Genomic DNA, 25,565 nt, shown 5'->3' on the forward strand with positions numbered 1-25,565 from the left:
CGGCGCAGGTTCCGAACGACTACAAAATCAGGCCGCCGTCGACGACGAGGGTCTGGCCGATGATGTAGGACGACAGTGGCGAGGCCAGGAACAGCGCCGCACCGGCCATGTCCTGCGGCGTCCCCAGCCGCCGCAGCGGGATGCGCTGCAGCGCGCCCTCGAGGCGCTTCGGATTGGCGGTCGTCACTTTGGTCATCTTGGTGTCGACGAGCCCGGGCGCGATCCCGTTGACGCGGATGCCGTCTTCCGCCCACGCCTCAGCCAGGGTTCGCGTCAATCCCATCGCGCCGGTCTTCGAGGCGTTGTAGGCCGGATTGCCCATGGTCGAATGATAGGCCGCAGTCGACGAGACGATGATGAGCGCGCCCCTGGCATCGCGCAGCAGGCCGTGAAATTTCGTCGCACAGGCCATCAGGCTGATGAGGTTGACCTCGACCACCTTGCGGAAGCCCTCCATGGCGAATTCGCCGCGGCGGTACAACACCGCGCCCTGCGCCAGCACCAGCACATCGAGCCGATCGAGTCGCGGCGCGAAGCTTTCGATCGCGCCGGGATCGCTCACATCGAGCTGATGGTAGTTCACCCCTGCGAGATCGGAGCCCTCTCCTTCGGCATAATCGGCAGCGCTCGCCCGCGTGCCGCTGATGTCGACGCGCGCGCCCTGCGCGCGAAACGCCTGCGCGATGCCGTTGCCGATGCCGCTCGATCCGCCGATCACCAGCACCGAACGTCCCGTGAAATCGAGTGCGTTCATCTCCCCACTCCTTCCATTGTTGTTTGTCGGATGGTGTGGGGATCGGCGCAGGCCCTGTCAACGGCATCGCGGCTGTGGCGACACCGGCATCGGCACCTTTCGCATCAATGCTGCTGCGCAGCTAATTCATCGGCGTCAGCCGCAGCAGGCGGCCGGGCGAATCGTCCTCGATCACCCAGACAGCGCCATCCGGCGCCACGGCGACATCTCGGATACGCTCGCCCATGTCCCAGCGCTCGGCCTCGTCAGGCTGACCATCGGGCCGGAAGGCAACGCGGACCAGCGCCTGCGCCCGCAAGCCTCCAATCAATGCCGATCCCTTCCATTGCGGAAACATCGGACCATCATAGAAGACGAGGCCGGCCGGCGCGATCACGGGATCCCAATACAGCGGCGGCGGCGCGAGGTCGGGCCGCGTCGCATGCCGCGGGATCGGCGTGCCGTCGTAGTTGTCGCCGTTGGACACCAGCGGCCAGCCGTAGTTCTTGCCCGGCTCGATCAGGTTCAGCTCGTCGCCACCGCGCGGTCCCATCTCGTGCAGCCAGAGCTTGCCATCTGATGCGAAGGCGAGCCCGTACGGATTGCGGTGGCCGCTGGTCCACGTCTGGGCCGGCACGCCCTTGTCCTCGGCCATGGGATTGTCCGACGGAGTCGCGCCGTCGAGATTGAGCCTGAGCACTTTTCCGCGCGCCTGCCGTGGATCCTGCGCGCTGTTCGGCTGCATGCGGTCGCCGACGGTCAGGAACAGATGCGTTCCCGACGGATCGAACGCGATGATGCCGCCGGGCTGGCCGCCGCCACCGGCCGGCGTCTGGCGCCAGATGACGACGGGGTCGGTCAGCGCGGCGCTGTCGTTCGCGAGCGACAGCACGGCGCGGGTCAGCACGAGCCGGCTGCCCTCGCTGCTCGGCTCGGCGTAGGTGAGATAGATCTGCGACGTCACAGCGAAGCTCGGCGACACCGCAATGTCCAGGAGACCGTTCTGTCCGCGCGCCGCGACCGCAGGCACGTTGCCGATCTGGATCTTCTTCCCACCTTGCGTGACGAGAAAGATCCGGCCGGGCTTCTCCGTGACCAGCATCCGCCCGTCGGGCAGGAAGGCGATGGCCCAGGGCGTATCGAACTCGGCAACGCTCCGCGCCTCGAACGGCCGCACCGCGCTTGCCTTGCGATCGCCGGCGTTGATGCTCTCGGCTCGCGCGGCCGTGGTCGCAACGAGTCCCATCACCAATGCCAAGCGCATGAAGGTCGTGGAGAGCACCATGATCACTCCGGTTTGTTGATCCGTGTCGTCAGCAACGAGAATTCGGCCATGCCGGATCGGTGCCTACCGAATGCGTCCGATCAGTGATAATCCCGACGGCGCGCATGCGATGCGCATTTTTCCGTGAGCCGCAAATATGCACCAGCACAGGCAACTCAGCCGCTCGGTCAAGGGATTGATCGTCCTGATCACCGGCGCAGCGTCGGGGATGGGGCGCGCGACCGCGCGCGTGTTCGCCGATGAAGGCGCCAGGGTCGCAGTCACCGATGTCGATGAGGACGGGGCCCGCGCCGTGGCGGCGGATATCCTGGCCGGCGGCGGAACGGCGCGTGGCTGGCGGCTCGACCTCGCCGATCGCGACGCCATCAGCGCCGTCATCGGCGACGCTGCGGCGCATTTCGGCGGACTCGACATCGTCGTCAACAATGCCGGCATCTCGGTGCGCGTCGCGATCGACGACGAAGCCTACGACGAGGCCTGGGCCAGAGGGCTTGCCATCATGCTGACGGCGCAGCAGCGCGTCATCCGTGCCGCGCTGCCACATCTGCGCCGCTCGAACAGCCCGCGCATCGTCAACATCGCCTCGACCGAGGCGCTCGGCGCAACTGCGCTGCACAGCGCCTATTCGGCTGCAAAGGCCGGGGTGACCGGATTGACGCGCGCGCTCGCGGTCGAGCTCGGCCGCGATGGCATCACCGTCAACTGCATCTGTCCGGGACCGATCACGACCGCCATGACCGCGCGCATTCCGGACGAGCAGAAGGCGGTCTATGCGCGGCGCCGCACCGCGCTTGGCCGCTATGGTGACCCCGAAGAAGTGGCGCACATGACCTTGAGCCTGAGCCTGCCGGCCGCCTCGTTCCTCACCGGAGCGGTGATCCCGGTGGATGGCGGGCTGATGGCCCGCAATGCGTGATGTCTGCCGCCCCGGCATGACAGCCGTGCACGCGGCGCTCCGCGCCTTGCGTTGACTTCGCACATCGCCGGCGTAGCCTCCATCAGAAGAAGCGGACAGGAGTCCGCCCTCATGAGGACGCGAGGAGGACACCATGGCGATCGCCATCCGACAGCTGCACCCGCATTTCGTCGGCGAAGTGTCCGGTATCGATCTGCGCAAGCCTCTCGCCGGGGACGACGTCGCGCAGCTGCAGGCCGCGATCGATCACTACGCCGTTCTCGTATTTCATGATCAGGACCTCACCGACGCGCAGCAGCTCGGCTTTGCGCTCAGCTTCGGCGAGCGCGAGCAGGCGCGCGGCGGCACCGTCACCAAGAAGGAAGACTACCGCCTAACCACTGGCCTCAACGACGTCTCCAATCTCGGCAAGGATGGCAAGCCGCTGCCACCGGACCATCGCACGCATCTGTTCAATCTCGGCAACTGCCTGTGGCACTCCGACAGCTCGTTCCGGCCGATCCCGGCGAAATACTCGATTCTCTCCGCGCGCATCGTGAACCCGAAGGGCGGCAACACCGAATTCGCCGACATGCGCGCCGCCTATGACGCGCTCGACCAGGAGACCAGGGACGAGATCGGGGATCTCGTCTGCGAACATTCGCTGATGTATTCGCGCGGCGCGCTCGGCTTCCTCGACTACACCGACGAGGAGAAGGAGATGTTCAAGCCGGTCAGGCAGCGGCTGGTCCGCACGCACCCTGCCCATGGCCGCAAGTCGCTCTATCTGTCATCGCATGCCGGCGCCATCATCGGCATGAGCATGCCGGAGGGCCGGCTCTTGCTGCGCGACCTCACCGAGCATGCGACACAGCCCGAGTTCGTCTACGTCCACAAATGGCGGCTGCACGACCTGATCATGTGGGACAACAGGCAGACCATGCACCGCGTGCGCCGCTATGACCAGTCGCAGCCGCGCGACATGCGCCGCGCCACGGTCGCCGGCACCGAACCGACAGTGGCGCAGCAGGCGGCGGAGTAGCGCCCTTTCACACACTGTCGTGAGAGATGCCGTCATTGCGAGGAGCGAAGCGACGAAGCAATCCAGAGTCGCGGGCGGGACTCTGGATTGCTTCGCTTCGCTCGCAATGACGGTTGGAGAAACAGGCGATACCTCGATAACGCGCTTCTTCGATCCCGTCGCGCGCCGGACCATCAGCAGGATGATCGCCTCTACGCGTGCCCCGCGGCGTTGGAGAGCATGCCGGGATCGATGCCGATCTTGCGCAGCGCGAGATCGTATTTGGCGTCGACATTGTCGCCGAAGATCAGCTCCGGATCGGCGTCGCAATGCAGCCAGCCATTGTCCTGGATCTCTTCCTCCAACTGGCCGGCGCGCCAGCCGGCATAGCCGAGCGCGAGGATCGCGTGCTTCGGACCGTCGCCCTTGGCGATCGCCTTGAGGATGTCGATGGTCGTCGTCAGGCAGACGCCGTCGTTGATCTTCAAGGTCGCGTTGGCGATGAAGTAGTCGCTCGAATGCAGCACGAAGCCGCGGCCGGTATCGACAGGGCCGCCGCTCAGCACCTTCATCGTCTCGGCGCTGTCGGGCAGGCTGATCTGATCGCTCTTCTCGATGATATTCAGTTGCATCAGGAGCTGAGGGAAGTCGATGCTGCCCGCCGGCCGGTTCACCATGATACCCATGGCGCCCTCGGCCGAGTGCGCGCAGAGATAGATCACCGAGCGCTCGAACCGGGAATCGCCCATCACGGGCATTGCAACCAGCAGCTGGCCGTCGAGGTAACCACCGTGAGAGGTGTGATCCCCGATCCCCGTCACTTTGCGGCGAATGTCGCCCAGCCTTTTTGCCTCAGGATTCATCCGCAAGGACTCTCATGATCATCGATATCCTGATATTGGGATGCGCATCTGTCAATCAAGGTTCAGGTCCTCGCGAGGAAATCTGCTCACAAGCATTTCAATGGTTTGCGCCCGAACCACACTCTAAAGACGTCTCATGTCCGCCTTGGTTCCTCACCACTCTGCCACACTGCTGGTCGCGACCGTCGTATCATCCTGCCTTGCGTTCGGCGCGCAGGCGCAGGACTCCTCGCCCTGGCAGCGCGACAGCCACTCCGCGGTGCGCCTGCTTGCGGGCTCGCGCAGCGGTCCGGTCATGCTGGGCGGCATCGCCCTTGCGCTGCAGCCGGGATGGAAGACCTATTGGCGGACGCCCGGCGATTCCGGCGTGCCGCCGCGCTTCGACTTTTCCAAGTCGGAGAACGTCGAAGCGGTGACGGTTCTGTGGCCCGCGCCGACAAAGTTCGATGACGGCGCCGGTGGACACTCGCTCGGCTATCATGATCAGGTCGTGCTGCCGCTGCGCATCGTCGCCAAGAACCCCGACAAGCCGATGACCTTGCGCGCCGACATCAGCTACGCGGTTTGCGAGAAGATCTGCATTCCCGTCGAGGCAAAGGCCGAGCTCGCCTTCACCAGCGTCGCCAGCACCGAAGATACGACGCTCTCGGCGGCCCTCGACACGGTGCCGAAGCCGGCCACTGTCGGCGATGCCAATCCCTTGACGATCCGCGACGTCAAGCGCGACGGCCAGAAGGACGTCGTCGTCGACGTCGCCGTCGCCGATCCGCGCAGCGTCCAGCTCTATGTCGAGGGTCCGACGCCCGACTGGGCGCTGCCGATCCCGACCGTGCGCGACAGCGGCATGCCGGGCATCAAGCGCTTCGCCTTCGAGCTCGACGGCGTTCCGCCGGGGGTGAAACCGGACGGCGCGGCGCTGAAATTCACGCTGGTCGGCCCCGACAAGTCTTACGAGTTCAATTTCACTCTGCCGTGACGGCTGGTGCGCCGCGCGACCGACGCGGCGCCGGTCCAACTCAATCTTAACGTTGCGTTGATAGGGAGGACCATCGCCGCCATCCGCGCGGCCGTGGAGCCGGACCCCCGCCGTGGCCGTGATGGATGCCCGCAATGACCCCGCACCGACCGGCCTCGCGGCCCGCCTGAAGGCGCGCTTGGCCGCGCTCGGCGGCAGCGGCGAGGCTTCGCTGACGCGCCGCCTCGCCGGCACCATCTTCCTGATCCGCGTGCTCAGCGCCGGCCTGGCCTATCTCAGCCAGATCCTGCTCGCGCGCTGGATGGGCGGCTCGGACTACGGCACCTACGTCTATGTCTGGACCTGGGTGCTGCTGCTCGGCAGCATGCTCGATGTCGGCATCGCCTCCTCGGCGCAGAAGATCATTCCGGACTACCGCACCTCGGGCCAGCAGGCGCTGCTGCGCGGCTTCCTCTCCGGCGGACGCTGGCTGACCTTGGCGACCTCCACGGCTGCCGCGCTGCTGGTCGCCGGCCTGGTCGCGCTGCTGTCGCCCTGGATCGACGCCGGCGAGCGCATGCCGCTCTATATCGGCTGTCTCACCCTGCCCGCCTTCGTCGTCGCCAACACCCAGGACGGCATCGCCCGCTCGCACGACTGGATGACGCTCGGGCTGATGCCGCAATTCATCATCCGCCAGACGCTGATCATCGGCTTCACCGCCGGCGCCGTCGTGCTCGGTCTCGATCTCGGCGCCACCGCGGCGATGGCCGCGAGCGCGGCCGCGGTGTGGCTCGCGATGCTCGGCCAGATGCTGGTGCTGAACGACAGGCTCCGCCTCCACATCGAACCGGGACCGAAGCAATATGATCTGCGCGGCTGGCTCGCGATCTCGCTGCCGATCCTCCTGGTCGAGAGCTTCTATCTGCTGCTGTCCTACACCGACGTGCTGGTGCTGCAGCAGTTCCGCTCTTCCGAGGAGGTCGGCATCTATTTCGCGGTGGTGAAGACGCTCGCGCTGGTGTCGTTCATCCACTACGCGATGTCGGCGACGACGGCGCATCGCTTCGCCGAATATCACGCGCTCGGCGACAAGGTGCGGCTGTCGGCCTATGTCGCGCATGCGATCAAGTGGACGTTCTGGCCGTCGCTCGCGGCGACGCTGGTGCTGCTCGCGCTCGGCAAGCCGCTGCTGTTTCTGTTCGGCGCGCAGTTCACCGCCGGCTACGACATCATGTTCATCGCCGCGATCGGGCTGGTCGTGCGCGCCGCGATCGGGCCGGTCGAGCGGCTCTTGAACATGCTGGGCCAGCAGCGCGCCTGCGCCATGGCCTATGCGGCGGCCTTCGTCATGAACCTCGTGCTCTGCATTCTGCTGGTGCCGCAGTTCGGCGGCCACGGCGCCGCGGCGGCGACCTCGCTGTCGCTGGCCTTCGAGACCGTGCTGCTGTTCCGGATCGTCAAGCAGCGGTTGGGGCTGCATGTCCTCGCCTTCGGCAAGGCATCTTGAGGAAACCATGTTGACGCATCTGTTGCGTCATCTTGTCCTCGTCTTGTCGGAACTGCGAGCGCAGCGCGTCGCGCGCGACGATCACGCAAGTGTTGGGTGCAACGCCTTGATATTGGCGCGATCCTCCAGGCACATGATTTGATCGCGCGCTGGGGGAGAATGAGATGTCGAGACTGGGGGTCGCACTCTCGCTGGCCGGAACCGTGATGCTGGCCGGCTGCATGGAAGCGACGCTGTCGCCGACGTCGGACGCGGCGTTGACGCCGCGCGACCGCCAGTTGCTGTCGCGCGCGCCTTATGCCGAGGCGCAGATCCCGCAACAGTTCCAGCGGCACATCGTCGACTACACAAGGCAGGAGCAGCCGGGCACGATCGTCGTCGATACCGATGCGCGCTTCCTGTACTACGTTCTGCCGGACCGCAAGGCGATCCGCTACGGCGTCGCCGTCGGCGAGGAGGCGATGGCGTTCTCCGGCGTCGCCACGGTCGGCAAGCTCGCCGAATGGCCGGACTGGGTTCCGACCGCCGACATCCAGGCGCGCCTCGGGCCGTATCCCAAGCGCGTCGCCGGCGGCCCGGCGAATCCGCTCGGCGCCCGCGCGATCTATCTGTACGAGGGCAACAAGGACACCCTGTACCGCATCCACGGCACCAACCAGCCCGAATATATCGGCCAGGCGATCTCGTCGGGCTGCATCCGCATGACCAACACCGACGTCGCCGACCTCTACACCCACGTCCAGCTCGGCTCGACCGTGGTCGTGCTGCCTCCGGGCCAGAGCGTCGCCTCCACCACACCGAACGTGTTCGCGCGCCGTAGCTGATCGGCTGGCGTCCCGCTAGCCGTAGCGCAGCTTCAAGCCGAGGATCGCCGCCACCAGGCCGAGCGTGATGGCGTTGGCGACGACCAGCGGCAGATCGCTGATCAGCGCGCCGTACAGCAGCCACATCGAGTTGCCGGTGGTCTGCAGCACGAACATGCCCATCGAGATGTCATGGGTCGAGCGCGAGCGCCAGGCCTTGATGACCTGCGGTAGGAACGAGCATGTGGTGCAGGTGGCGGCGCCGAGGCCGATGATGGTGGTCAGCAAGGTGAGGTCCGTGGGCGTGCGTCCAAGAGAAGCACGCTTGTAGAACGGACCGCGCCGAAGCGAAACCCGCCTCGGCGCGAAACTGGCGCTTTGTCCGGCGCTTGCGCAGCGATCAAGCCGCGGTCCAGCCGCCGTCGATCGAGAGATTGGTGCCGGTGATCTGAGCCGCATCGTCACCGCACAGGAACAGCGCCAGCGCCGCGACCTGCTCGGATGTCACGAACTCCTTGGTCGGCTGCGCCGCCAGCAGCACGTCGTTGATGACCTGCTCCTTGGTGAGATTGCGCGCCTTCATCGTGTCCGGAATCTGCTTCTCGACCAGCGGCGTCCACACATAGCCCGGCGAGATGCAGTTGCAGGTGATCTTGAAGGTCGCGAGCTCGAGCGCCACGGTCTTGGTGAGGCCGGCGATGCCGTGCTTGGCCGAGACATAGGCCGACTTGAACGGCGAGGCGACCAGCGAATGCGCGGACGCCGTGTTGATGATGCGGCCCCAGCCGCGCTTCTTCATGCCGGGCACCGCGGCGCGGATGCCGTAGAACGCCGAGGAGAGGTTGATCGCGATGATCTGCTCCCACTTCTCCGGCGGGAAGTCCTCGACCGGCGAGACGAACTGGATGCCGGCATTGTTGACGAGGATGTCGACCGCGCCGAACGTGGTCTCGCCGAGCGCGATCATGCCGGCGATCTCGGCCGGCTTGCTCATGTCCGCCGGCGAGTGCACCGCCTTGACCTTGTAGTCGCTCTCGATGGCCGCCCGCTCCTTCTCGATATCGGCAGGCGCGCCGAAGCCGTTGAGCACGATGTTGGCGCCGGCGGAGGCGAAGGCGCGTGCATAGGCCAGCCCGATGCCGCTGGTCGAGCCGGTCACGACCGCGGTCTTGCCCTTCAGATTCGTCGTCATTGCTTCACTCCTTCTTGGCGGCAGCGGGACTGCCGTCCTGCGTGAGATCGTAGGTGACCATGGTCTCGCCGGACTGCGGCCGCTGCAGCCAGTCCTTGTGGCGCATCGACTGGTGGACGTCGCGCACGCCCGCCTCCCAATGCTCGACCATCGCGACATGGGAGAAGTCGTAGTCCTTCGATGAGCTCTCGTAGCTCTTGCTGCGATAGATCAGGTGCACCACCGTCACCGTGTTCTCCTGCGCCGCCTTGCACAGGATCTCGAGCGACGGATCGTTGCGCAGCTCGTCCGGCAGCCGGGCGTAGAGCTCGCGCAGCGCCTTGCGCGTGTTGTGGATCATGCGGTTCTTGTCGGTGTTCATCCGCGTCCGGCTGGAATAGCGAATGTCCTTCTCGCGCTCCGCGGCCTCCAGCAGCGTTCGCGGCAGATCGCCGCGCGCGGAGAACAGATCGACCTGGAAGATCAGGAGATCGCGATCGGTCTCCATGTCGAGCACGTAGTCGAGCGGCGTGTTGGAGGCGATGCCGCCATCCCAATAGTGCTCGCCATCGATCTCGACCGGCGGGAAGCCGGGCGGCAGCGCGCCCGACGCCATGATGTGCTCGGGCCCGATCCGCTTGCCCTGCTTCCTAAATTCGACATTGTCGAAATAGGTGAAATTGCCGGTGGTGACGCCGACGGCGCCGACGGAGAGCCGCGTCTTCAGATCGTTGATGCGGTCGAAATCCACCAGCCGCTCCAGGGTCCGCTTCAGCGGCGCGGTGTCGTAATAGCTGACCGACTGCGGCGTGCCCGACGGCCACAGCGGCGCCGGCGGAAAGCGCGGCGTGAAGAAGCCGGGCACGCCGAACGCTGCGATCAGCCCGGCGCTAACTTCGTTGAAGGCCGAGCGGTGATGATCACCATTGAGCAGCGGCTTCCACGGCACCGGCGACGACACCATCTCCCAGAATTCCTTGAGACGGCCGATGCGTTTCTCGCGGTCGTTGCCGGCGATGATCGCGGCATTGATGGCGCCGATCGAGATACCGGCAACCCATTCCGGTTCGAAATCAAAATGGCACAGCGCCTGATAGGCGCCGGCCTGATAGGAGCCGAGCGCGCCACCGCCCTGCAGGACGAGCACGCGTTGCGATTCGGCTGGAGTTGCAGGCAGCGGGGGAAATGGATGTTGCGTCATTACTGCGGTCATTAGCAAAGCAAGGCGCCACCGTGGCGTCACTTCGCGGTGACGTCAATCCACCCCCAGGGATAGCACCCTGCACCGGGACGCGTGTCGGCGTCGAGCGCGCCTCCGCTGCACAGGCCCGGAGCGGGCCTGCCCGTTATGACGGCTTCTTGCCGTCCGGCGCGGCGAGGATCATGGTCCAGAACACCTTGTACTTGGTGTTCGGAGCATAGCTCGCGGCGATGCCTATTTTTGTGACACCGCTCTTGAGCATGTTGGCGCGGTGGGGCGGCGAGTCGCGCCAGCCGGAAAACGCTTCCGCCAGCGTGTGATAGCCGGCCGACACGTTCTCGACCGCGACGGTGGCGTCGTAGCCCGCGCTATTCAGCCGCTTGGCCAGCGGGGCGCGCACGTCATGATCGAGCTTGTTCTTGTCGGCCATCGCCTGCGACTGCGACTCCGCCAGCCGCATCAGCTCGGGATCGACCTCGACCGTGCCGAGCCCGTTGTTCTGGCGGTATTGCGAGATCATCGTCGCGGCAGCGACAGCATCGAGCTTGGCGCCTGCGACCGCCATGTCGGCATACATCGTCGGCGCCTGCACGACCGGCGTCTCGGCCGCGCAGCCGGCGAGCAGGAATGCAAAGGAGAAAGCGAGTGCCCGATGCTTCAATGAACCAGTCCCTATGCCGATACGAGAGGCGGGTTGTTGCACATCAACCGTGGCTGAAAGGTGAATCGGCGGTAAGTTCCGTCGGCACAATTGCGGCCATTCCGGCCGGTTACGGTTCGTTGACCATAAGAGCGGCGCGGTCAAGCCTGCCGGGTGGGACAAAGCCTCTTTAGCCCTGCCAATCGTGTGACGAGCAAGGCGCCCCAAAGCCGGTGTCGTCCCGGCCTCCGCGCCGGGACCCATAACCCCAGGGAGTGGTTCGAGGCAGGCGGGACGACCAGCCGTTTCTAGCCGCGACATCACCCGGTATGGGTCCCGGCGTTCGCCGGGACGACAGCGGAGGCTACGGCGCGCAGCTGCGCCAATTAGGACGTTGCCGGGCTTCCTGTTTGGCCGACTGTCTTGGACCAACTACCTATAGTCGGGGCTGAGCTCAGCGTGTCGTCACCCGCCCGCAAAAATCCGATAGTGCCGTGGCTTCAATCCGACCCGTTCGCCGATGCGGAGGTCGCGGTCGCGTGGCGCGTCGATCTCGATGGTGGATCCCTCCGTCAGCGCGATCTCGGCGCGCTGCACCGGGCCGAAGCTGCGGACGTGGGTCACGGCACCATGCAGCGTGCCGCTGTCAGCCGGACCGATCAGCATGTCGTGACGACGCACGAACAGAGTGGACGCGCCCGCGGCATCGCCAGGCGCAGCAATGTCCAGCGGCCGTCCGTTCAGATGCACGGCGCCGCCGGTGATCTCCACCGGCAGCATGATCGACTCGCCGATGAAGCCGTGGACGAAGGCGGTCGCCGGCGCGTCATAGACGTCGCTCGGCGAGCCGACCTGCTCGATGCGGCCCTTGTCCATCACCACCACGCGGTGCGCGACCTCGAGCGCCTCCTCCTGGTCGTGGGTGACGAAGATCGAGGTGACGTTGATGGAGTGATGCAGGGTGCGCAGCCATTGCCGCAGCTCCTTGCGTACCTTGGCATCGAGCGCGCCGAACGGCTCGTCGAGCAGGAGGATGCGCGGCTCGATCGCGAGCGCGCGCGCCAATGCGATGCGCTGGCGCTGGCCGCCGGAGAGCTGGCTCGGATAGCGGTCGGCGAGCCAGTCGAGCTGGACGAGATCGAGCAGCTCCTTCACGCGCGCGCGGATCTCGGCCTCGCTCTTGCGGATGCGGCGCGGCTGCACGCGCAGGCCGAAGGCGACGTTCTCGAACACGTTCATGTGCCGGAACAGCGCGTAGTGCTGAAACACGAAGCCGACGTGGCGCTCGCGCGCGCCGCGATCGAGCGCGCTCTCTCCGTCGAACAGGATCTCGCCGGAGTCGGGCCATTCCAGCCCCGCGATGATGCGCAGCAGGGTCGTCTTGCCCGATCCGGACGGTCCGAGCAGCGCCAGCAATTCGCCGTCAGCGACCTTGAGATCGACGCCGTCGAGCGCCTTGAAGGTGCCGAACGTCTTGACGACACCCCTGACTTCAATGGTCACGCGGACCTCCCTCATCGAGTTGCCGTTCGAGGACGGTTTTGACGACCAGCGTGATCAGCGCGAGCATCGCCAGCAGCGAGGCGATCGCGAACGAGGCGACCATCTGGTATTCGTTGTAGAGGATCTCGACCAGCAGCGGCATCGTGTTGGTCTCGCCGCGGATGTGGCCGGACACGACCGAAACGGCGCCGAACTCGCCCATCGCACGTGCGTTGCAGAGAAGCACGCCGTACAGCACGCCCCATTTGATGTTCGGTAAGGTGACGCGGAAGAAGGTCTGCAGGCCGGACGCGCCGAGCGAGACCGCCGCCTCCTCTTCCTGCGTGCCCTGCTCCTGCATCAGCGGAATCAGCGCGCGAGCGACGAACGGGAACGTCACGAACACGGTCGCGAGCGCGATGCCGGGAAAGGCGAACAGGATCTGCAGGCCATGGCGCTGCATCCATGGACCGAAGAAACCCTGCGCGCCGAACAACAGCACGAACACGAGGCCCGAGATCACCGGGCTCACCGAGAACGGCAGATCGATCAGGGTGATCAGGAACGTCTTGCCCGGGAAGTCGAACTTGGCGATCGCCCAGGCGGCGCACAGGCCGAACACGAGATTGGTCCCGACCGAGACCAGCGCCACCAGCAGAGTGAGGCGGATCGCGTCCCACGCCTCGGCATCGGCGAGCGCGCTGAAATAGGCCGCGATGCCCTTGCCGAACGCTTCCACGAACACGACGATCAGCGGCAGCACCACGAACACCGACAGGAACGCCAATGCCAGCGTCGTGATGACGATGCGGACCAGGCGCGGCTCGGTACGCGGATCGGGTCGGCCGGCCTGCGCGACGCGCCGGCTGGTCGCGGACGATGCCACGGACGGCGCCTGCAGGGTCATCTCCACGCTCATGTCGGGTCCTAGTTCAAGGGCGCCCGGCTCTGCGCCCAGCGCTGCAACCGGTTCACGGCAAAGATGATCAGGAACGCCACGACGAGCATCACCACCGCGATCGCGGTGGCATCGGCGTAGCGGAATTCGGACAGCCGGATCACGATCAGCAGCGGCGCGATCTCGGAGACGTTCGGCAGATTGCCGGCGATGAAGATCACCGATCCGTACTCGCCGACCGCGCGCGCAAAGGCGAGTGCGAAGCCAGTGAGCAGCGCCGGCGTCAAGCTCGGCAGGATCACGCGGGCCACGATCTGCCAGCGCCCGGCGCCGAGGCTCGCCGCCGCCTCCTCGATCTCCGGATCGAGATCGATCAGCACCGGCTGCACGGTGCGGACGACAAAGGGGATGCCGATGAAGATCATCGCAACGAAGATGCCGAGCGGCGTGAACGCCACCTTGATGCCCATTGCGGCGAGCGGCGCGCCGAGCCAGCCCTTCTGGGTGAACAGCGCCGTCAGCGCCACGCCCGCCACAGCGGTCGGCAGCGCAAAGGGAACGTCGACGATCGCGTCGAACAGGCGGCGCCCCGGAAAGCGGTAGCGCACCAGCGCCCACACGACGATGGTGCCCATCACCAGGTTCACGCAGGCCGCGGCGAAGGCGAGCCCGAACGAGATCTTGAGCGCGCTCAAGGTGCGCCGGCTGGTGACGATGCCCCAGAACTGGTCGAGGCTGAGATCAGTCGAGCGGACGAACAGTCCCGCCAGAGGAATCAGAACGATCAGCGACAGCCAGGTCAGCGTCAGTCCCATGGTGAGACCAAAGCCCGGCAAGGTGCTGCGGCGTGGTGCAAGTACGTTCAAAAAAAGGCCTGGTCCGTTGATGATCAGTGTCGATGGCTCGAGTCGATGGCGGTGTCCGCCCGCGGCCCCCCGTCTCGTCTTGTCGATCGAGACCGGGGACAGCGTCTCACGCGCAATGTCGCAGATCGCCGCAACACCAGCTTACTGCCTTCGTTTTTTCTGCCTTGCCGTCGAGGCCGTAGCAGACCGGCGGTCACCAACTCGTTCCCTATGATTCGATCAATTCTTGTAGATTTGATCGAAGATCCCGCCTTCCGCAAAGTGTTCCTTCTGAGCCTTGGTCCAGCCGCCGAACACCTCGTCGATGGTGAACAGCTCGACCTTGGCAAAGTCAGCCTCATGCTTCTTCGCGACCTCAGGATCGCGCGGACGGTAGGAGTTGCGTGCGGCAATTTCCTGACCTTCCTTTGTATACCAGTATTTCAGGTAGGATTCAGCCACACTTCGCGTGCCCTTCTTGTCGGCCACCGAGTCGACCACCGCAACTGGCGGTTCGGCCAGGATGGAGAGCTGCGGCGCGACGATCTCGAACTTGTCCTTGCCGAACTCACGCAGGGCCAGATGCGCCTCGTTCTCCCAGGCAAGCAGAACGTCGCCGACCCCGCGCTCCACGAAGGTCACGGTGGCGCCGCGGGCGCCGGTATCGAGCACAGGGACGTGCTGATAGAGGTCGCCGACGAACTGCTTGGCCTTGTCGGCCGAGCCGAACTTCTTCAGCGCATAGCCCCAGGCGGCCAGGTAGTTCCAGCGCGCGCCGCCGGATGTCTTCGGATTGGGCGTGATGACGTCGACGCCCTTCTTGAGCAGATCGTCCCAGTCCTTGATGCCCTTGGGATTGCCTTTGCGCACCAGGAAAACGATGGTCGAGGTGTAGGGCGATGCATTCTGCGGCAGCCGCTTCTGCCACTCCTTGTCGAGCAGCCCCCTGCCGGCGATCGCGTCGATGTCATAGGCAAGCGCCAGAGTCACGACATCGGCCTGCAGCCCGTCGATGACGCTGCGGGCCTGCGCGCCGGAGCCGCCATGCGACTGCTTGACCTCGACGCTCTTGCCGGTCTCCTTCTGGTAGGCGGCCGAAAATGCCTTGTTGAACTCGACATAGAGCTCACGGGTCGGGTCGTAGGAGACGTTGAGCAGGGTGATGTCGGCCGCATAGGCCGAGCCTGCCCATGCCAGTCCCGCGACCACAGCCAGAACACGCCGCATCATTCGAGCACTCCATTTCCAGGCCCCGCGATGTTGCAGGCGCGCACGCCAGATCGCCGGATGTGCACGTCAGAGTCAACGAAAGCGGATTTTCTTGTTTCCGGCAGGACATGGGCATTTTGCTATGAAGCGCCGCGCAACGGGATTGGCATTCTTTGCCGCGACACATTGCCGTCATCGGCGCGCTGGTGACCACGATAGGGCGCGATCTCGAAAAGATTGCAACAGGGCGAGGCTTGACATTGTTCACTTTATGTTCGCAAAATAGCCGGCAACCTCAGCAGGAGAACAGAGCGGTGGCAACGAGGGACGTGATCGACGGGAGCGCACTCGCACGCTGGCTGAAGCTGGCCATCATGACAATCGTGTTGCCCGCTTTCCCCGCTCTGCTGGTGATGTCCACGGTCGCCCGGGCCGACGATCGGACCGGCTTCCGGGTCGGCGAGATCGACGGCGGCCCGGTTGCCCGGATCGACGTTCGGCTAAAGACGAAGAAATATCCGGGAATGCTGCGCTGCCTCGATCAATCCATAGCGCTCTATATCGTCGACCGCGATGGTGCTGTCCCTCCGCCTCTCCGCAATCTCAAGGACAGGCCCGCGGAATTGCAGGATGCCAAGCAGCGCACGCTGAAAGCGTCTGCGACCTATCTGCCCGGCAAGACGGAGAAGGACGGCGTCATGCTGTTCAAGGTTGAGGGGCTTAAGGCCTCGTCTTTCGCAGGCACCGGATTGATGCTCTGGGATCTCGCGCCGCCTGACTCTGCAGATCTCAGCGCGACCGCCGACAAGATCATATGGGCGGACACTGTGACCAACTTCACCTTTGTGATCCGGGCCGACAACGGCGAACAAGTGTTACCGACGGTCCTGAAATCCTGTGGTGTCTCTTAGCTCGACGACGTCACCACCGTGTGGATGCCGCATTCCGTCTTGCCGCGGCCCCGCCAGCGTCCGGCGCGGTCGTCCTCGCCGGTGTCGGAGCGGCTGGTGCAGGGCATGCAGCCGATCGAACGGAAGCCGGCGGCCATGAGCGGATGCTGCGGCAGGTTCGCGGAGCGATAGATGTCCGCGATGTCTTCGCGGGTGACATTGGCGAACGGGTTGAACTTCGCCCGGGCGCCGTCCTGCTCGACGACTTGAATCGCGGCACGCAGACCGCCCTGGAAACGCTTGCGGCCATTGATCCAGCCGGTGAACGGCGCCAGCGCGCGCGCCAGCGGCTCGACTTTGCGGATCCGGCAGCAGGCGTCGGGGTCGGAGAACCACAGCTCGTTGTCGGCGTCCTCGCGCTTCAGTGCTGCGGCATCCGGCTTGATCGAGCGCACGTCGCGCAGGCCGAGGAGCTCGATCAGCTGGTCGCGATAGGCGAGCGTCTCTGCGAACATGTGCCCGGTGTCGAGGAAGATCACCGGAATCGCCGGATCGACATCGGCCGTGACCTTCAGCAGCGCCGCCGACTCCGTGCCGAACGACGACACCACGGCGAGCCGCTCGCGCCCGATCGCCCCGAGAGCGGCAGCAATGATCTCCTGCGGCGCAGCGGTGCGCAACGCGGCGTCGAGCGCCGCGACTGGGATCTCCGCAACGGAAGGCGATGCAGCCAGCGTGCTCACAGCCCGGCACTCTCCGAATGGCGCAGTTGCAGGCGCTGATGCAGCGCGGAGATCCGGCCGTCGCCGGCCGGCTGGTAGAACACCGAATAGCGCTTCACGGTCTCGGTGAAGGCCTCGGCGTCGGCCTGCTTCTTGACCTCGAAGGCGTCGAAGCCGGCGCGCAGCATGAACACGAACTGGTCGCGCAGCACTTGGCCCGTCGCGCGCAGCTCGCCGCGATAGCCATAGCGCTCGCGCAGCAGGCGCGCCTGGGTATAGGCGCGGCCGTCGCGGAAGCTCGGAAACACCAGCGCGACCAGCGCAAGGCGATCGAGGTATGGCACGAGATCGTCGACATCGCGATTGTTCGGCCAGATCACGCCGAGCTTGCCGAGGGCGCGGCTGACCAGCGCGTCGGGGCCGGCGAGGAAGCGCGTCTCCGGGACGAGGATCGCACCCTCTGCCGGCAGCTCGGCATCGTCGGTGATGCGGACGAACGCGTCCGCGATGATGTGTCCGCCCTTAACGAGTGGCATAAACCCGCTCCCTGAATGGTTCGACCCCGAGCCGCTTCACCGTGTCGACGAACAGCTCCTCAGGGTGCGCGCGCAGCGCAAGATAGGCTTCGACGATGTCCTCGACGACATCGGCCACTTCGGCATAGGGCACCGCGGGTCCGATCAGGGTGCCGAGCGCGGCGCCCTCGTCGGCACGGCCGCCGATCGTGATCTGATAGAATTCCTCGTTGTTCTTCTCGACGCCGAGGATGCCGATATGGCCGACATGGTGGTGGCCGCAGGCATTGATGCAGCCGGAGATGTTGATGTGCAGCCGGCCGATCAGGTTCGCCGTGTCGTGGTTGGCGAAGCGCCGCGTGATCTCCTGCGCGATCGGAATCGAGCGGGCGTTCGCCAGCGAGCAGTAGTCGAGCCCAGGGCAAGCGATGATGTCGGAGACGAGATTGACGTTGGGGATGGCGAGCCCGATCGCCTCGAGCGCCTTCCACACCGCCGGCAGATCACGCTTGCGGACATGCGGCAGCGCCAGGTTCTGCTCATGGCCGACGCGGATCTCGCCGAACGAGTATTTGTCGGCGATGTCGGCCAGCGCATCCATCTGGTCGGCGGTCGCATCGCCCGGCGGCTTGCCGATCGGCTTCAGCGACACGGTGACGATCGCATAACCCTGCACCTTGTGCGAGACCACCGAGTTCTTGCGCCAGGCCTCGAACTTCTGATCATGCGCGGCCTGCCTGAGCTCGTCCGGCATTGCTGGCTGCGTCTCATAGGCCGGATAGAAGAAGCGCGAGCGGATGTCCTCGACGATGCCGTCGTCGAGCTTGAGCACGCCGTCACGGATCTGCTGCCACTCCTCCTCGACCTCGGCCGCGAACTTCTCGATGCCGAGCTCATGGACCAGGATCTTGATGCGCGCCTTGTAGATGTTGTCGCGGCGGCCGTACTGGTTGTAGACGCGCAGGATCGCCTCGACATAGCTCAGGATGTCATGGCCGTGCACGAACGGCTTGACCGTCTTGGCGATGAAGGGCGAGCGTCCCAGGCCGCCGCCGACCAGCACCTCGAAGCCGGTCTCGCCCTGCTCATTCTTCTTGAGACGAAGACCGATGTCGTGGATCTTGATCGCGGCGCGGTCGTGCTCGGACGCCGTGATCGCGATCTTGAACTTGCGCGGCAGGAATGAGAATTCCGGATGAAGCGTCGTGAACTGGCGCAGCAGCTCGGCCCAGATCCTGGGATCCTCGATCTCGCCCGGCGCGACGCCGGCCCATTGGTCGGAGGTCACGTTGCGCATGTTGTTGCCGGAGGTCTGCATCGACTGGATGCCCACTTCCGCCAGATCGGCCATCGCATCCGGCAGCTCGGCGAGCTTGATCCAGTTGAACTGGATGTTCTGCCGCGTCGTGAAGTGGCCATAGCCGCGATCGTAGCGCCGCGCGACATGCGCCAGCCTGCGCAGCTGGTTCGACGCCAGCGTGCCATAGGGGATGGCGACACGGTACATGTAGGCGTGCAGCTGCAGATAGACGCCGTTCTGCAGCCGCAGCATCTTGAACTCGTCCTCGGACAATTCGCCCGAGAGGCGCCGCTTCACCTGGTCGCGGAATTCGGCGACGCGCTCGTTGACCAAAGTGCGGTCGATTTCGTCATAAGCATACATGACAGGGCCTTCAGGCTTGAGCCGGGAGCGCGATGGAGGCGCCCGTCAGCCGGATGTGTTCGCGCATGTTGCCGGGCTTGACCGAACCGTCGGCGCCCACCTCGACCGGGGCGATGTAGGGACCGATCGCACCGAGATCGTCGGCCACCGCTTCGGTCAGCAGGGCGCGCGCCTCGTCGGCGGTGCGCACGATCGCCGCATCGGAGAGCTCATCCGACCAGCTCTTGGCGCCGGTGCGGTAGATCACCGCGCCGTCCCAGGTCCGGTTCGCGGTGATGATCGAGGGACCGGCGATCTTGATCTTCTGTTGCAGCGGGGAGGTCATTCAGACGGGTTCCAGGAGTTGTGCGATCACGCCACTGAGAGTCTGCTGACGCCACGGCGCGGAGTGCGCCACGACGTCGCCGATGATGAGGATGGCCGGGCCGCCATCGATTTGGCCGACGAGATCCGGCAACTGATCGAGCATGCCGACCGCGGCCTGCGCATCGGGGCGCGTCACCTTGGCGAACACGCCGACCGGCGTCTGCGGCGAGCGGCCGGCGGCGAGGAGCCCCGCGCGCACCGCCGGCGCCGCGGTCATGCCCATATAGACGACGACGGTCATCTTGGTGTCGGTCAGCGCAGACCAGTCGACCGCCTCGGCATCGCGCTCCTTGTGCGCGGTGAGGAAGGTGATGCGCAGCGCTTTGCTGCGGAAGGTCAAGGGCACCTCGAACTGCGCGGCGGCGCCGAGGCCGGCGGTGATGCCGGGCACGATGGTGTAGGACACGCCCGCCTTGCGCAGCGCGTCGACCTCCTCGCCGCCACGGCCGAACACGAAGCAATCGCCGCCCTTCAGCCGGACCGCGCGCTTGCCCTCGCGCGCCGCCTCGATCAAGAGCTTGTTGACGGCATCCTGGCCGATGCCGGGCTTGCCGACCCTGCGGCCGACCGGCACGCGCGAAGCATCGCGGCGAATGCGGTCGAGAATCTCGGGTGTGACGAGCTCGTCGTAGTACACGACGTCGGCGTCCTGCAGCGCCCGCAGCGCCTTGATGGTCAGAAGATCGGGATCGCCCGGACCGGCGCCGACCAGGGTCACATGCCCGTTGCTGCGGCCGGCATGATCGGCGCCCGCAAAAGCACTGGGATCGGCAATGCCGTGCAGCGCCGCCTCGGCCTCCTGCTTGCGCCCCGCCAGCACCAGCGCGCCGATCGGGCCGTCGACGATGCGCTCCCAGAAGCGGCGGCGCAGCGGCATCTCCGCAATCAGCGGATTGATGGTCTTGCGGAAGTCGCCGATGAAGCCCGCGAGCTCGCCGATCCGCGCCGGCAGCAGCGCCTCGATGCGCTCGCGCACGCGGCGTGCCACGACGGGCGACGAGCCGCCGGTGCCGATCGCCACGACGACATCGCCGCGATCGACGATCGCCGGAAAGATGAAGCTGGAATGCGCGAGGTCGTCCATCACGTTGACGGGCAGACCGACGCTGCGTGCCCGCGCGGACATCGCCACGCCGATGTCGCCGGCGCCTGCGCACAGCACGGCGATGACGCCAGTGAGATCGGCGCTCAGCGGGTCGCCTTCGGCGCGCTCGATCTGGCCGTGCTCATCGCGCAGACCCGCGAGATCGAAGTCGCCGTCGGTGGCGAACCAACGAATCCGCGCGCCCGCGGACAGCAACACGCGAAGCTTGGCGCGCACGAGTTCGCCCGCGCCGATCAGCAGCACGGGGCCGGTCTTCAGGTCGAGAAACACCGGCAGATATTGCATTGCGTTCTTCAGCTTCGGCACTTCGGGGTTGACTGGAATTATTTTCTATATAAGTGTCTCGCCTACGACGTAAAGAGAAAATTATTCCTTGGCTTCGCCATAGAATTTTCTCCCAGGCAGGCGATGGCTGATAGCATGCACATTCTCACCAACGACGTTTCCAGAGATCGGTTGCCCTCCTCCGAGATCGAGCAAGCATCTTCCATGCCGCGCGTCCTCAACGCCGCGCCGACGATGGACCATCTCGATGAGCTGGAGGCGCAGAGCATCTACATCCTTCGCGAGGCCTTTGCACGGCTGAAGAAGCTGGCGCTGCTGTGGTCGCTGGGAAAAGATTCCAACGTGATGATCTGGCTGGCGCGCAAGGCGTTCTTCGGCCGCGTGCCGTTTCCGGCCATGCATGTCGATACGGCCAAGAAGTTTCCGGAGATGTACGCCTTCCGCGACACCTACGCGAAGGAATGGGGCCTGGACCTGAAGATCGAGCCGTGCCCGCCGATCGATGCCGTCGATCCGACCTTGCCGCCCGCGGCGCGCTCGGCTGCGCGCAAGACCGAAGGCCTGAAGATGGCGCTCGCCAAGCACGGCTTCGATGGCCTGATCGCCGGCATCCGCCGTGACGAAGAGGCGACGCGCGCCAAGGAGCGCGTGTTCTCGCCGCGCGGCGCCGAAGGCCATTGGGACGTGCGCGACCAGCCGCCGGAATTCTGGGATCACTTCAACGCCTCGCCGCCGCAGGGCGCTCACTTGCGCATCCATCCGATCCTGCATTGGACCGAGGCCGACATCTGGGCCTACACGGCGCGGGAGAACATCCCGATCATCCCGCTGTACCTCTCGAAGAACGGCAAGCGCTATCGCTCGCTCGGCGACCAGGACATCACCTTCCCCGTCGCGTCCACCGCCTCGAACATCCCCGAGATTCTCGCCGAGCTCGAAAGCACCAAGGTGCCCGAGCGTGCGGGACGCGCGCTCGACCACGAGACCGAGGACGCCTTCGAGCGGCTGCGCGTCGCCGGCTATCTGTGAGCGGAGCCTGAGGCAATGAACATGAGAGTCCCGGCCGCCGCTCCCGCCACACCGAACGGCACCACCCGTCCCCAGGTCCGCATCGTGATCGTCGGCCATGTCGATCACGGCAAGTCGACCCTGGTCGGACGCCTGCTGCACGAGACCGGCAGCCTGCCCGAGGGCAAGCTCGAAATGCTGCAGGCCGTCTCGGCCCGCCGCGGCATGCCGTTCGAATGGTCGTTCCTGCTCGACGCGCTGCAGACCGAGCGCGACCAGGGCATCACCATCGACACCACGCAGATCCGCTTCCGCACCAATGCGCGCGAGGTCGTGCTGATCGACGCGCCCGGCCACGCCGAATTCCTGCGCAACATGATCACCGGCGCCTCGCAGGCCGACGGCGCGGTCCTGATCATCGACGCGCTCGAGGGCGTGCGCGACCAGACCCGCCGCCACGGCTATCTCCTGCATCTGCTCGGCGTGAAGCAGGTGGCGGTCGTCGTCAACAAGATGGACCGTGTCGATTTCGGCGAGGACCGCTTCGATGCGATCAAAGCCGAGATCTCGGCGCATCTCGAAGGCCTCGGCGTCAAGCCGGTCGCCGTGATCCCGATTTCCGCGCGCGACGGTGATGGCGTCGCCGCGCTAACGTCGCGGATCGGCTGGTACGACGGCCCGACCGTGGTCGAGGCGCTCGATGGGCTGGAGCCGGCCAAGCCGCTGTCGAGCCTGCCGCTGCGCCTGCCGGTGCAGGCGATCTACAAGTTCGACGATCGCCGCATCGTCGCCGGCCGCGTCGAGGCCGGGGAATTGCGCGCCGGCGACGAGATCGTGATCATGCCGGCCGGCAAGATCGCCAAGATCAAGACCGTCGAGGGCTGGCCGCAGACCCCCGTGACCACGCCGCAAGGCGCAGGCCGCTCGGTCGGCATCACCCTCGACCGCGAGCTGTTCATCGAGCGCGGCGACGTCATCGCCCATGTCGGCCGCGAGCCGCAGGCGGCGCGCCGGCTGCACGCCCGCATCTTCTGGCTGCACGACCAGCCGCTCGCCAAGGGCGACAACATCCTGGTCCGGCTCGGCACCCGCGAGGCGCGCGGCAGCGTGGTCGCGATCGAGAAAGCCGTCGATCCGGGCTCGCTGTCCAACGAGCAGAACGCGTCGATCGCGCGCAACCATGTCGGCGAGATCGAGATCGCGCTGACCCAGCCGGTCGCCGTCGATCCCTACACCGAGAATGCGCGCACCGGCCGCCTCGTCATCGAGGTGCAGGGCCGCATCGCCGGCGGCGGACTGGTGCTGTCGATCGCAGCCGGCAAGCGCGCCGCGCCGGTCGACATCATGCCGGTGGAATCGGCCCTGCAGCCGCAGGAGCGCGCCGACCGCTATCGCCACAAGGGCGCGGTGGTCTGGATGACCGGCCTGCCCGGCGCCGGCAAGTCGACCTTGGCGCGTGCGCTGGAGCGGCGGCTGTTCAGCCGCGGCGGCGCGCCCGTGCTGCTCGACGGCGACACCGTGCGCGCCGGCCTCAACAAGGATCTCGGCTTCACGCCGGAGGACCGCGCCGAGAACATCCGCCGCCTCGCCGAGGTCGCGACCCATCTCGCCCGCAACGGCCACATCGCGATCGTCGCCGCGGTGTCGCCGGCGCGCGAGGACCGCGCGGCTGCGCGCCGCGTGGCCGGCGACCTGTTCCGTGAGGTCTACGTCGCCACCGCCGCCGAGATCTGCGAGAGCCGCGACCCCAAGGGCCACTACGCCAAGGCCCGCGCCGGAAACCTGCAGAACTTCACCGGCATCGGCACCGACTACGAGCCGCCGCTCGATGCCGAGTTGGTAATCGACACCGCGACGCGCGGGATTGCGGACGCCACCGACGAACTCGAGGCGCTGCTGTCGCGGACATCAGTGCTGTTCGACGACATCGCCGATCTCGGCGCGAATATCTGAGGCGCCGTACAAGCTCCCAAAGCTTGTAGCAGGCGGCCTGCCCCAAACCGTCCTTCATACCCAATGTGCAGCTCTGGCTTCGGAGCTGACCCCTCATGGTGAGGAGCCCGCCCAAAGGCGGGCGTCTCGAACCACGAGGCCCCACTGTGGCCTCGCCCTTCGAGACGCTCGCCTTCGGCGAGCTCCTCAGGGTGAGGGGGACCGGCATTCCGAGAAGAGCGAATTGCGGACGCGGGCGGAAGTCTCAACCCTCTCCATGAACACGCGATCAGCGTATCCATGGCCCCGCGTGCAGCGTCAGTCCGGCGCTTGCCACTCATGGTGAGGAGCGCCGCCTTCGGCGCGTTCAGGCGATGCTTTCGCATCGCCTTGAGAACCATGAGGCCCAGTCATCGCAGATCTTCGGCGAGGTATCGCCGCGACGACGATTGTTAGTTCCGGCCCGCCGCCTACAGCGCTCCGACATAGGCGGTGAGATCGTCGAGCTCGGCCTCGGTCGGCAGCCGCGTCTCCATCTTCTTGGCATAGAACTCCCACATCAGCTTGACGGCTTCGCGCAGCGAAGCCGTGCGGCCGTCGTGGAAATACGGCGCGGTCGACGCGGCCGCATGCAGGGTCGGCACCTTGAACTTGCCGCCGGTGCCGATGTCGTCCTTGCTCTTCTTGTCGAAGCTCGGCAGCTGGTGACAGGTGCCGCAGCCGCCGTCGCCGATATAGAGCTCATAGCCGCGCCTGACGGCCGCGCTGGCATCCTCCCGCGGCGTGCCGTCCTCCTTGACCTGCCAGTTGGCCGGATAGTTCAGCGTGCGCACATAGGCGACCAGCGCCGCCAGGGTCTCCGGCGACGGCTCCGGCCCCTTCATGCGGTTGACGATGATGCCGCGGATGCTGTCCTCCAGCGTCGGCGCCTGGCCGGCCCAGCCGAACACCGCACGCTCGCCGACGCCCCACAGCGTCGGCGTATTGCGGCCGTTGGGATCGCCGTCGGCGACCACGTCGAGGCCGACATAGGTCTTGTTGTTGGTGTGCCCGGTCGAGAAGTGACAGGTGGCGCAGGATGCCTTGCCGCCGCCGGAGAGGCTTGCGTCGTTGAACAGCTCCAGCCCCTTGGCGGCGAGCTCCACTTCGGAGAGCTGCGCGGGTGCCGCCACGGCCGCACCGACCGTAGTGGGCGAGGCCACCGGCTCCTCGGTCACGACAGGTGCTGAGGCCTTCGGCCTCCTCTTCGCCGCGGCCTGGCGGAGTCTCGGCCTGTACTCGGGCACGGCCGGGTGCGCGGATTTCGGCTTCAGCGCCGACGCGAGCATTTGCAGCAAGGTCGGCTTTTCCGGAGCCGCCGCAAGGTATGGCGCCGTCGACATGTCGGCGGCGAGGGCGGGCACGGCGAGCAGACCGAGGCACAGGACGATCGACCGCAGCCCAGTGAACGACATGATGCGTCTCCCACACCCCGCTAGATGCAATTAGTTATCGATAGCCTTTACGTCCGAAGTGGGACTGTGCGGGGGCAATGAATCGGCGCAGGCGGGATCGAGCGACAACATCGC

Annotated in this window: 25 protein-coding genes; 8 read left to right on the forward strand and 17 right to left on the reverse strand. The window is 66.0% G+C overall.

The genetic code is table 11. The features are described from left to right. Window positions 1-19: 19 nt before the first annotated feature. Window positions 20-754, reverse strand: coding sequence for an SDR family NAD(P)-dependent oxidoreductase (locus ACQR1D_RS22130; protein WP_315804749.1), 735 nt, complete (start codon window positions 752-754; stop codon window positions 20-22). A gap of 121 nt (window positions 755-875) precedes the next feature. Further along, complete coding sequence (locus ACQR1D_RS22135; RefSeq protein ID WP_434838591.1) at window positions 876-2,018, reverse strand: PQQ-dependent sugar dehydrogenase; 1,143 nt, start codon at window positions 2,016-2,018, stop codon at window positions 876-878. Between the two features lie 136 nt (window positions 2,019-2,154). Between ACQR1D_RS22135 and ACQR1D_RS22140 the strand changes: the two genes are divergently transcribed. After that, window positions 2,155-2,934, forward strand: coding sequence for an SDR family NAD(P)-dependent oxidoreductase (locus ACQR1D_RS22140; RefSeq protein WP_434838590.1), 780 nt, complete (start codon window positions 2,155-2,157; stop codon window positions 2,932-2,934). Between the two features lie 133 nt (window positions 2,935-3,067). Next, window positions 3,068-3,955, forward strand: coding sequence for a TauD/TfdA dioxygenase family protein (locus ACQR1D_RS22145; RefSeq protein WP_434838589.1), 888 nt, complete (start codon window positions 3,068-3,070; stop codon window positions 3,953-3,955). 191 nt (window positions 3,956-4,146) lie between these two features. Here ACQR1D_RS22145 and ACQR1D_RS22150 read toward each other — a convergent pair whose 3' ends face one another. After that, entirely contained in the window at window positions 4,147-4,797 is a 651-nt protein-coding gene (locus ACQR1D_RS22150; RefSeq protein ID WP_315713870.1) for a YqgE/AlgH family protein, read from the reverse strand. Between the two features lie 136 nt (window positions 4,798-4,933). On the opposite strand from ACQR1D_RS22150, the gene ACQR1D_RS22155 reads away from it, so the two are divergent. The 3 genes from ACQR1D_RS22155 (at window position 4,934) to ACQR1D_RS22165 (ending at window position 8,086) form a co-directional block, all read left to right on the forward strand. Further along, window positions 4,934-5,773, forward strand: coding sequence for a protein-disulfide reductase DsbD domain-containing protein (locus tag ACQR1D_RS22155; RefSeq protein ID WP_434838588.1), 840 nt, complete (start codon window positions 4,934-4,936; stop codon window positions 5,771-5,773). Window positions 5,774-5,885: 112 nt separating this feature from the next. Then, the gene (locus tag ACQR1D_RS22160) at window positions 5,886-7,262 is read left to right on the forward strand and encodes a lipopolysaccharide biosynthesis protein (RefSeq protein ID WP_434838587.1); all 1,377 of its coding nucleotides are present in this window, start codon (window positions 5,886-5,888) and stop codon (window positions 7,260-7,262) included. 164 nt (window positions 7,263-7,426) lie between these two features. Beyond that, entirely contained in the window at window positions 7,427-8,086 is a 660-nt protein-coding gene (locus ACQR1D_RS22165) for a L,D-transpeptidase (RefSeq protein ID WP_315804743.1), read from the forward strand. Window positions 8,087-8,101: 15 nt separating this feature from the next. Here ACQR1D_RS22165 and ACQR1D_RS22170 read toward each other — a convergent pair whose 3' ends face one another. The 8 genes from ACQR1D_RS22170 to ACQR1D_RS22205 all read right to left on the reverse strand — a co-directional run bounded on the left by ACQR1D_RS22170 (window position 8,102) and on the right by ACQR1D_RS22205 (window position 15,532). Further along, window positions 8,102-8,353: a SemiSWEET transporter gene (locus tag ACQR1D_RS22170; RefSeq protein WP_006614646.1), complete on the reverse strand. Its 252-nt coding sequence runs from the start codon at window positions 8,351-8,353 to the stop codon at window positions 8,102-8,104. A 112-nt stretch (window positions 8,354-8,465) separates the two neighbouring features. Next, window positions 8,466-9,257, reverse strand: coding sequence for a 3-hydroxybutyrate dehydrogenase (locus ACQR1D_RS22175; protein ID WP_315804742.1), 792 nt, complete (start codon window positions 9,255-9,257; stop codon window positions 8,466-8,468). A gap of 4 nt (window positions 9,258-9,261) precedes the next feature. Then, window positions 9,262-10,437, reverse strand: a complete 1,176-nt coding sequence (locus tag ACQR1D_RS22180) for a DUF3734 domain-containing protein (RefSeq protein WP_434838586.1) — start codon at window positions 10,435-10,437, stop codon at window positions 9,262-9,264. Between the two features lie 145 nt (window positions 10,438-10,582). After that, window positions 10,583-11,098: a CAP domain-containing protein gene (locus tag ACQR1D_RS22185; RefSeq protein WP_434838585.1), complete on the reverse strand. Its 516-nt coding sequence runs from the start codon at window positions 11,096-11,098 to the stop codon at window positions 10,583-10,585. Window positions 11,099-11,542: 444 nt separating this feature from the next. Next, window positions 11,543-12,580, reverse strand: a complete 1,038-nt coding sequence (locus tag ACQR1D_RS22190; RefSeq protein WP_315804739.1) for a sulfate/molybdate ABC transporter ATP-binding protein — start codon at window positions 12,578-12,580, stop codon at window positions 11,543-11,545. After that, entirely contained in the window at window positions 12,570-13,478 is a 909-nt protein-coding gene (cysW, locus tag ACQR1D_RS22195; RefSeq protein ID WP_315804738.1) for a sulfate ABC transporter permease subunit CysW, read from the reverse strand. Before cysW ends, ACQR1D_RS22190 begins: the two co-directional genes overlap by 11 nt. Before the next feature lie 8 nt (window positions 13,479-13,486). Then, window positions 13,487-14,323: a sulfate ABC transporter permease subunit CysT gene (cysT, locus tag ACQR1D_RS22200; protein ID WP_315804737.1), complete on the reverse strand. Its 837-nt coding sequence runs from the start codon at window positions 14,321-14,323 to the stop codon at window positions 13,487-13,489. A 219-nt stretch (window positions 14,324-14,542) separates the two neighbouring features. Next, the gene (locus ACQR1D_RS22205) at window positions 14,543-15,532 is read right to left on the reverse strand and encodes a sulfate ABC transporter substrate-binding protein (protein ID WP_434838584.1); all 990 of its coding nucleotides are present in this window, start codon (window positions 15,530-15,532) and stop codon (window positions 14,543-14,545) included. Between the two features lie 152 nt (window positions 15,533-15,684). On the opposite strand from ACQR1D_RS22205, the gene ACQR1D_RS22210 reads away from it, so the two are divergent. Next, on the forward strand, window positions 15,685-16,422 hold the full coding sequence (locus ACQR1D_RS22210; protein WP_434838583.1) for a hypothetical protein: 738 nt from the start codon (window positions 15,685-15,687) through the stop codon (window positions 16,420-16,422). Here the strand turns inward: ACQR1D_RS22210 and ACQR1D_RS22215 are convergent. Genes ACQR1D_RS22215 through cysG form a run of 5 tightly spaced genes read right to left on the reverse strand, consistent with a single transcriptional unit; the run spans window position 16,419 to window position 21,057 of the window. Further along, window positions 16,419-17,144 (reverse strand): phosphoadenylyl-sulfate reductase, encoded by a 726-nt coding sequence (locus ACQR1D_RS22215; protein WP_316238161.1) that lies wholly within the window; start codon window positions 17,142-17,144, stop codon window positions 16,419-16,421. The genes ACQR1D_RS22210 and ACQR1D_RS22215 overlap by 4 nt on opposite strands. Continuing rightward, window positions 17,141-17,659 carry a DUF934 domain-containing protein gene (locus ACQR1D_RS22220; RefSeq protein ID WP_315804733.1) on the reverse strand — a complete coding sequence of 173 codons (519 nt, stop codon included), beginning with the start codon at window positions 17,657-17,659 and terminating at the stop codon, window positions 17,141-17,143. The genes ACQR1D_RS22215 and ACQR1D_RS22220 overlap by 4 nt, the downstream gene beginning before the upstream one ends. Next, the gene (locus ACQR1D_RS22225; RefSeq protein WP_315804732.1) at window positions 17,646-19,301 is read right to left on the reverse strand and encodes a nitrite/sulfite reductase; all 1,656 of its coding nucleotides are present in this window, start codon (window positions 19,299-19,301) and stop codon (window positions 17,646-17,648) included. The genes ACQR1D_RS22220 and ACQR1D_RS22225 overlap by 14 nt, the downstream gene beginning before the upstream one ends. A 10-nt stretch (window positions 19,302-19,311) precedes the next feature. Then, window positions 19,312-19,626, reverse strand: a complete 315-nt coding sequence (locus tag ACQR1D_RS22230; RefSeq protein WP_434838582.1) for a DUF2849 domain-containing protein — start codon at window positions 19,624-19,626, stop codon at window positions 19,312-19,314. Continuing rightward, entirely contained in the window at window positions 19,627-21,057 is a 1,431-nt protein-coding gene (gene cysG / locus ACQR1D_RS22235) for a siroheme synthase CysG (RefSeq protein ID WP_316177272.1), read from the reverse strand. Between the two features lie 234 nt (window positions 21,058-21,291). On the opposite strand from cysG, the gene cysD reads away from it, so the two are divergent. Both cysD and cysC read left to right on the forward strand, forming a co-directional pair. Beyond that, window positions 21,292-22,086, forward strand: coding sequence for a sulfate adenylyltransferase subunit CysD (cysD, locus tag ACQR1D_RS22240; protein ID WP_315804843.1), 795 nt, complete (start codon window positions 21,292-21,294; stop codon window positions 22,084-22,086). Window positions 22,087-22,101: 15 nt separating this feature from the next. Next, window positions 22,102-24,018 carry an adenylyl-sulfate kinase gene (gene cysC / locus ACQR1D_RS22245; RefSeq protein ID WP_316177271.1) on the forward strand — a complete coding sequence of 639 codons (1,917 nt, stop codon included), beginning with the start codon at window positions 22,102-22,104 and terminating at the stop codon, window positions 24,016-24,018. Between the two features lie 449 nt (window positions 24,019-24,467). On the opposite strand, the gene ACQR1D_RS22250 is transcribed toward cysC, so the two are convergent. After that, entirely contained in the window at window positions 24,468-25,451 is a 984-nt protein-coding gene (locus ACQR1D_RS22250) for a cytochrome c peroxidase (RefSeq protein WP_434838581.1), read from the reverse strand. Window positions 25,452-25,565: the final 114 nt, after the last annotated feature.

The organism is Bradyrhizobium sp. HKCCYLRH2047 (assembly GCF_051168175.1).
Lineage (GTDB): Bacteria > Pseudomonadota > Alphaproteobacteria > Rhizobiales > Xanthobacteraceae > Bradyrhizobium.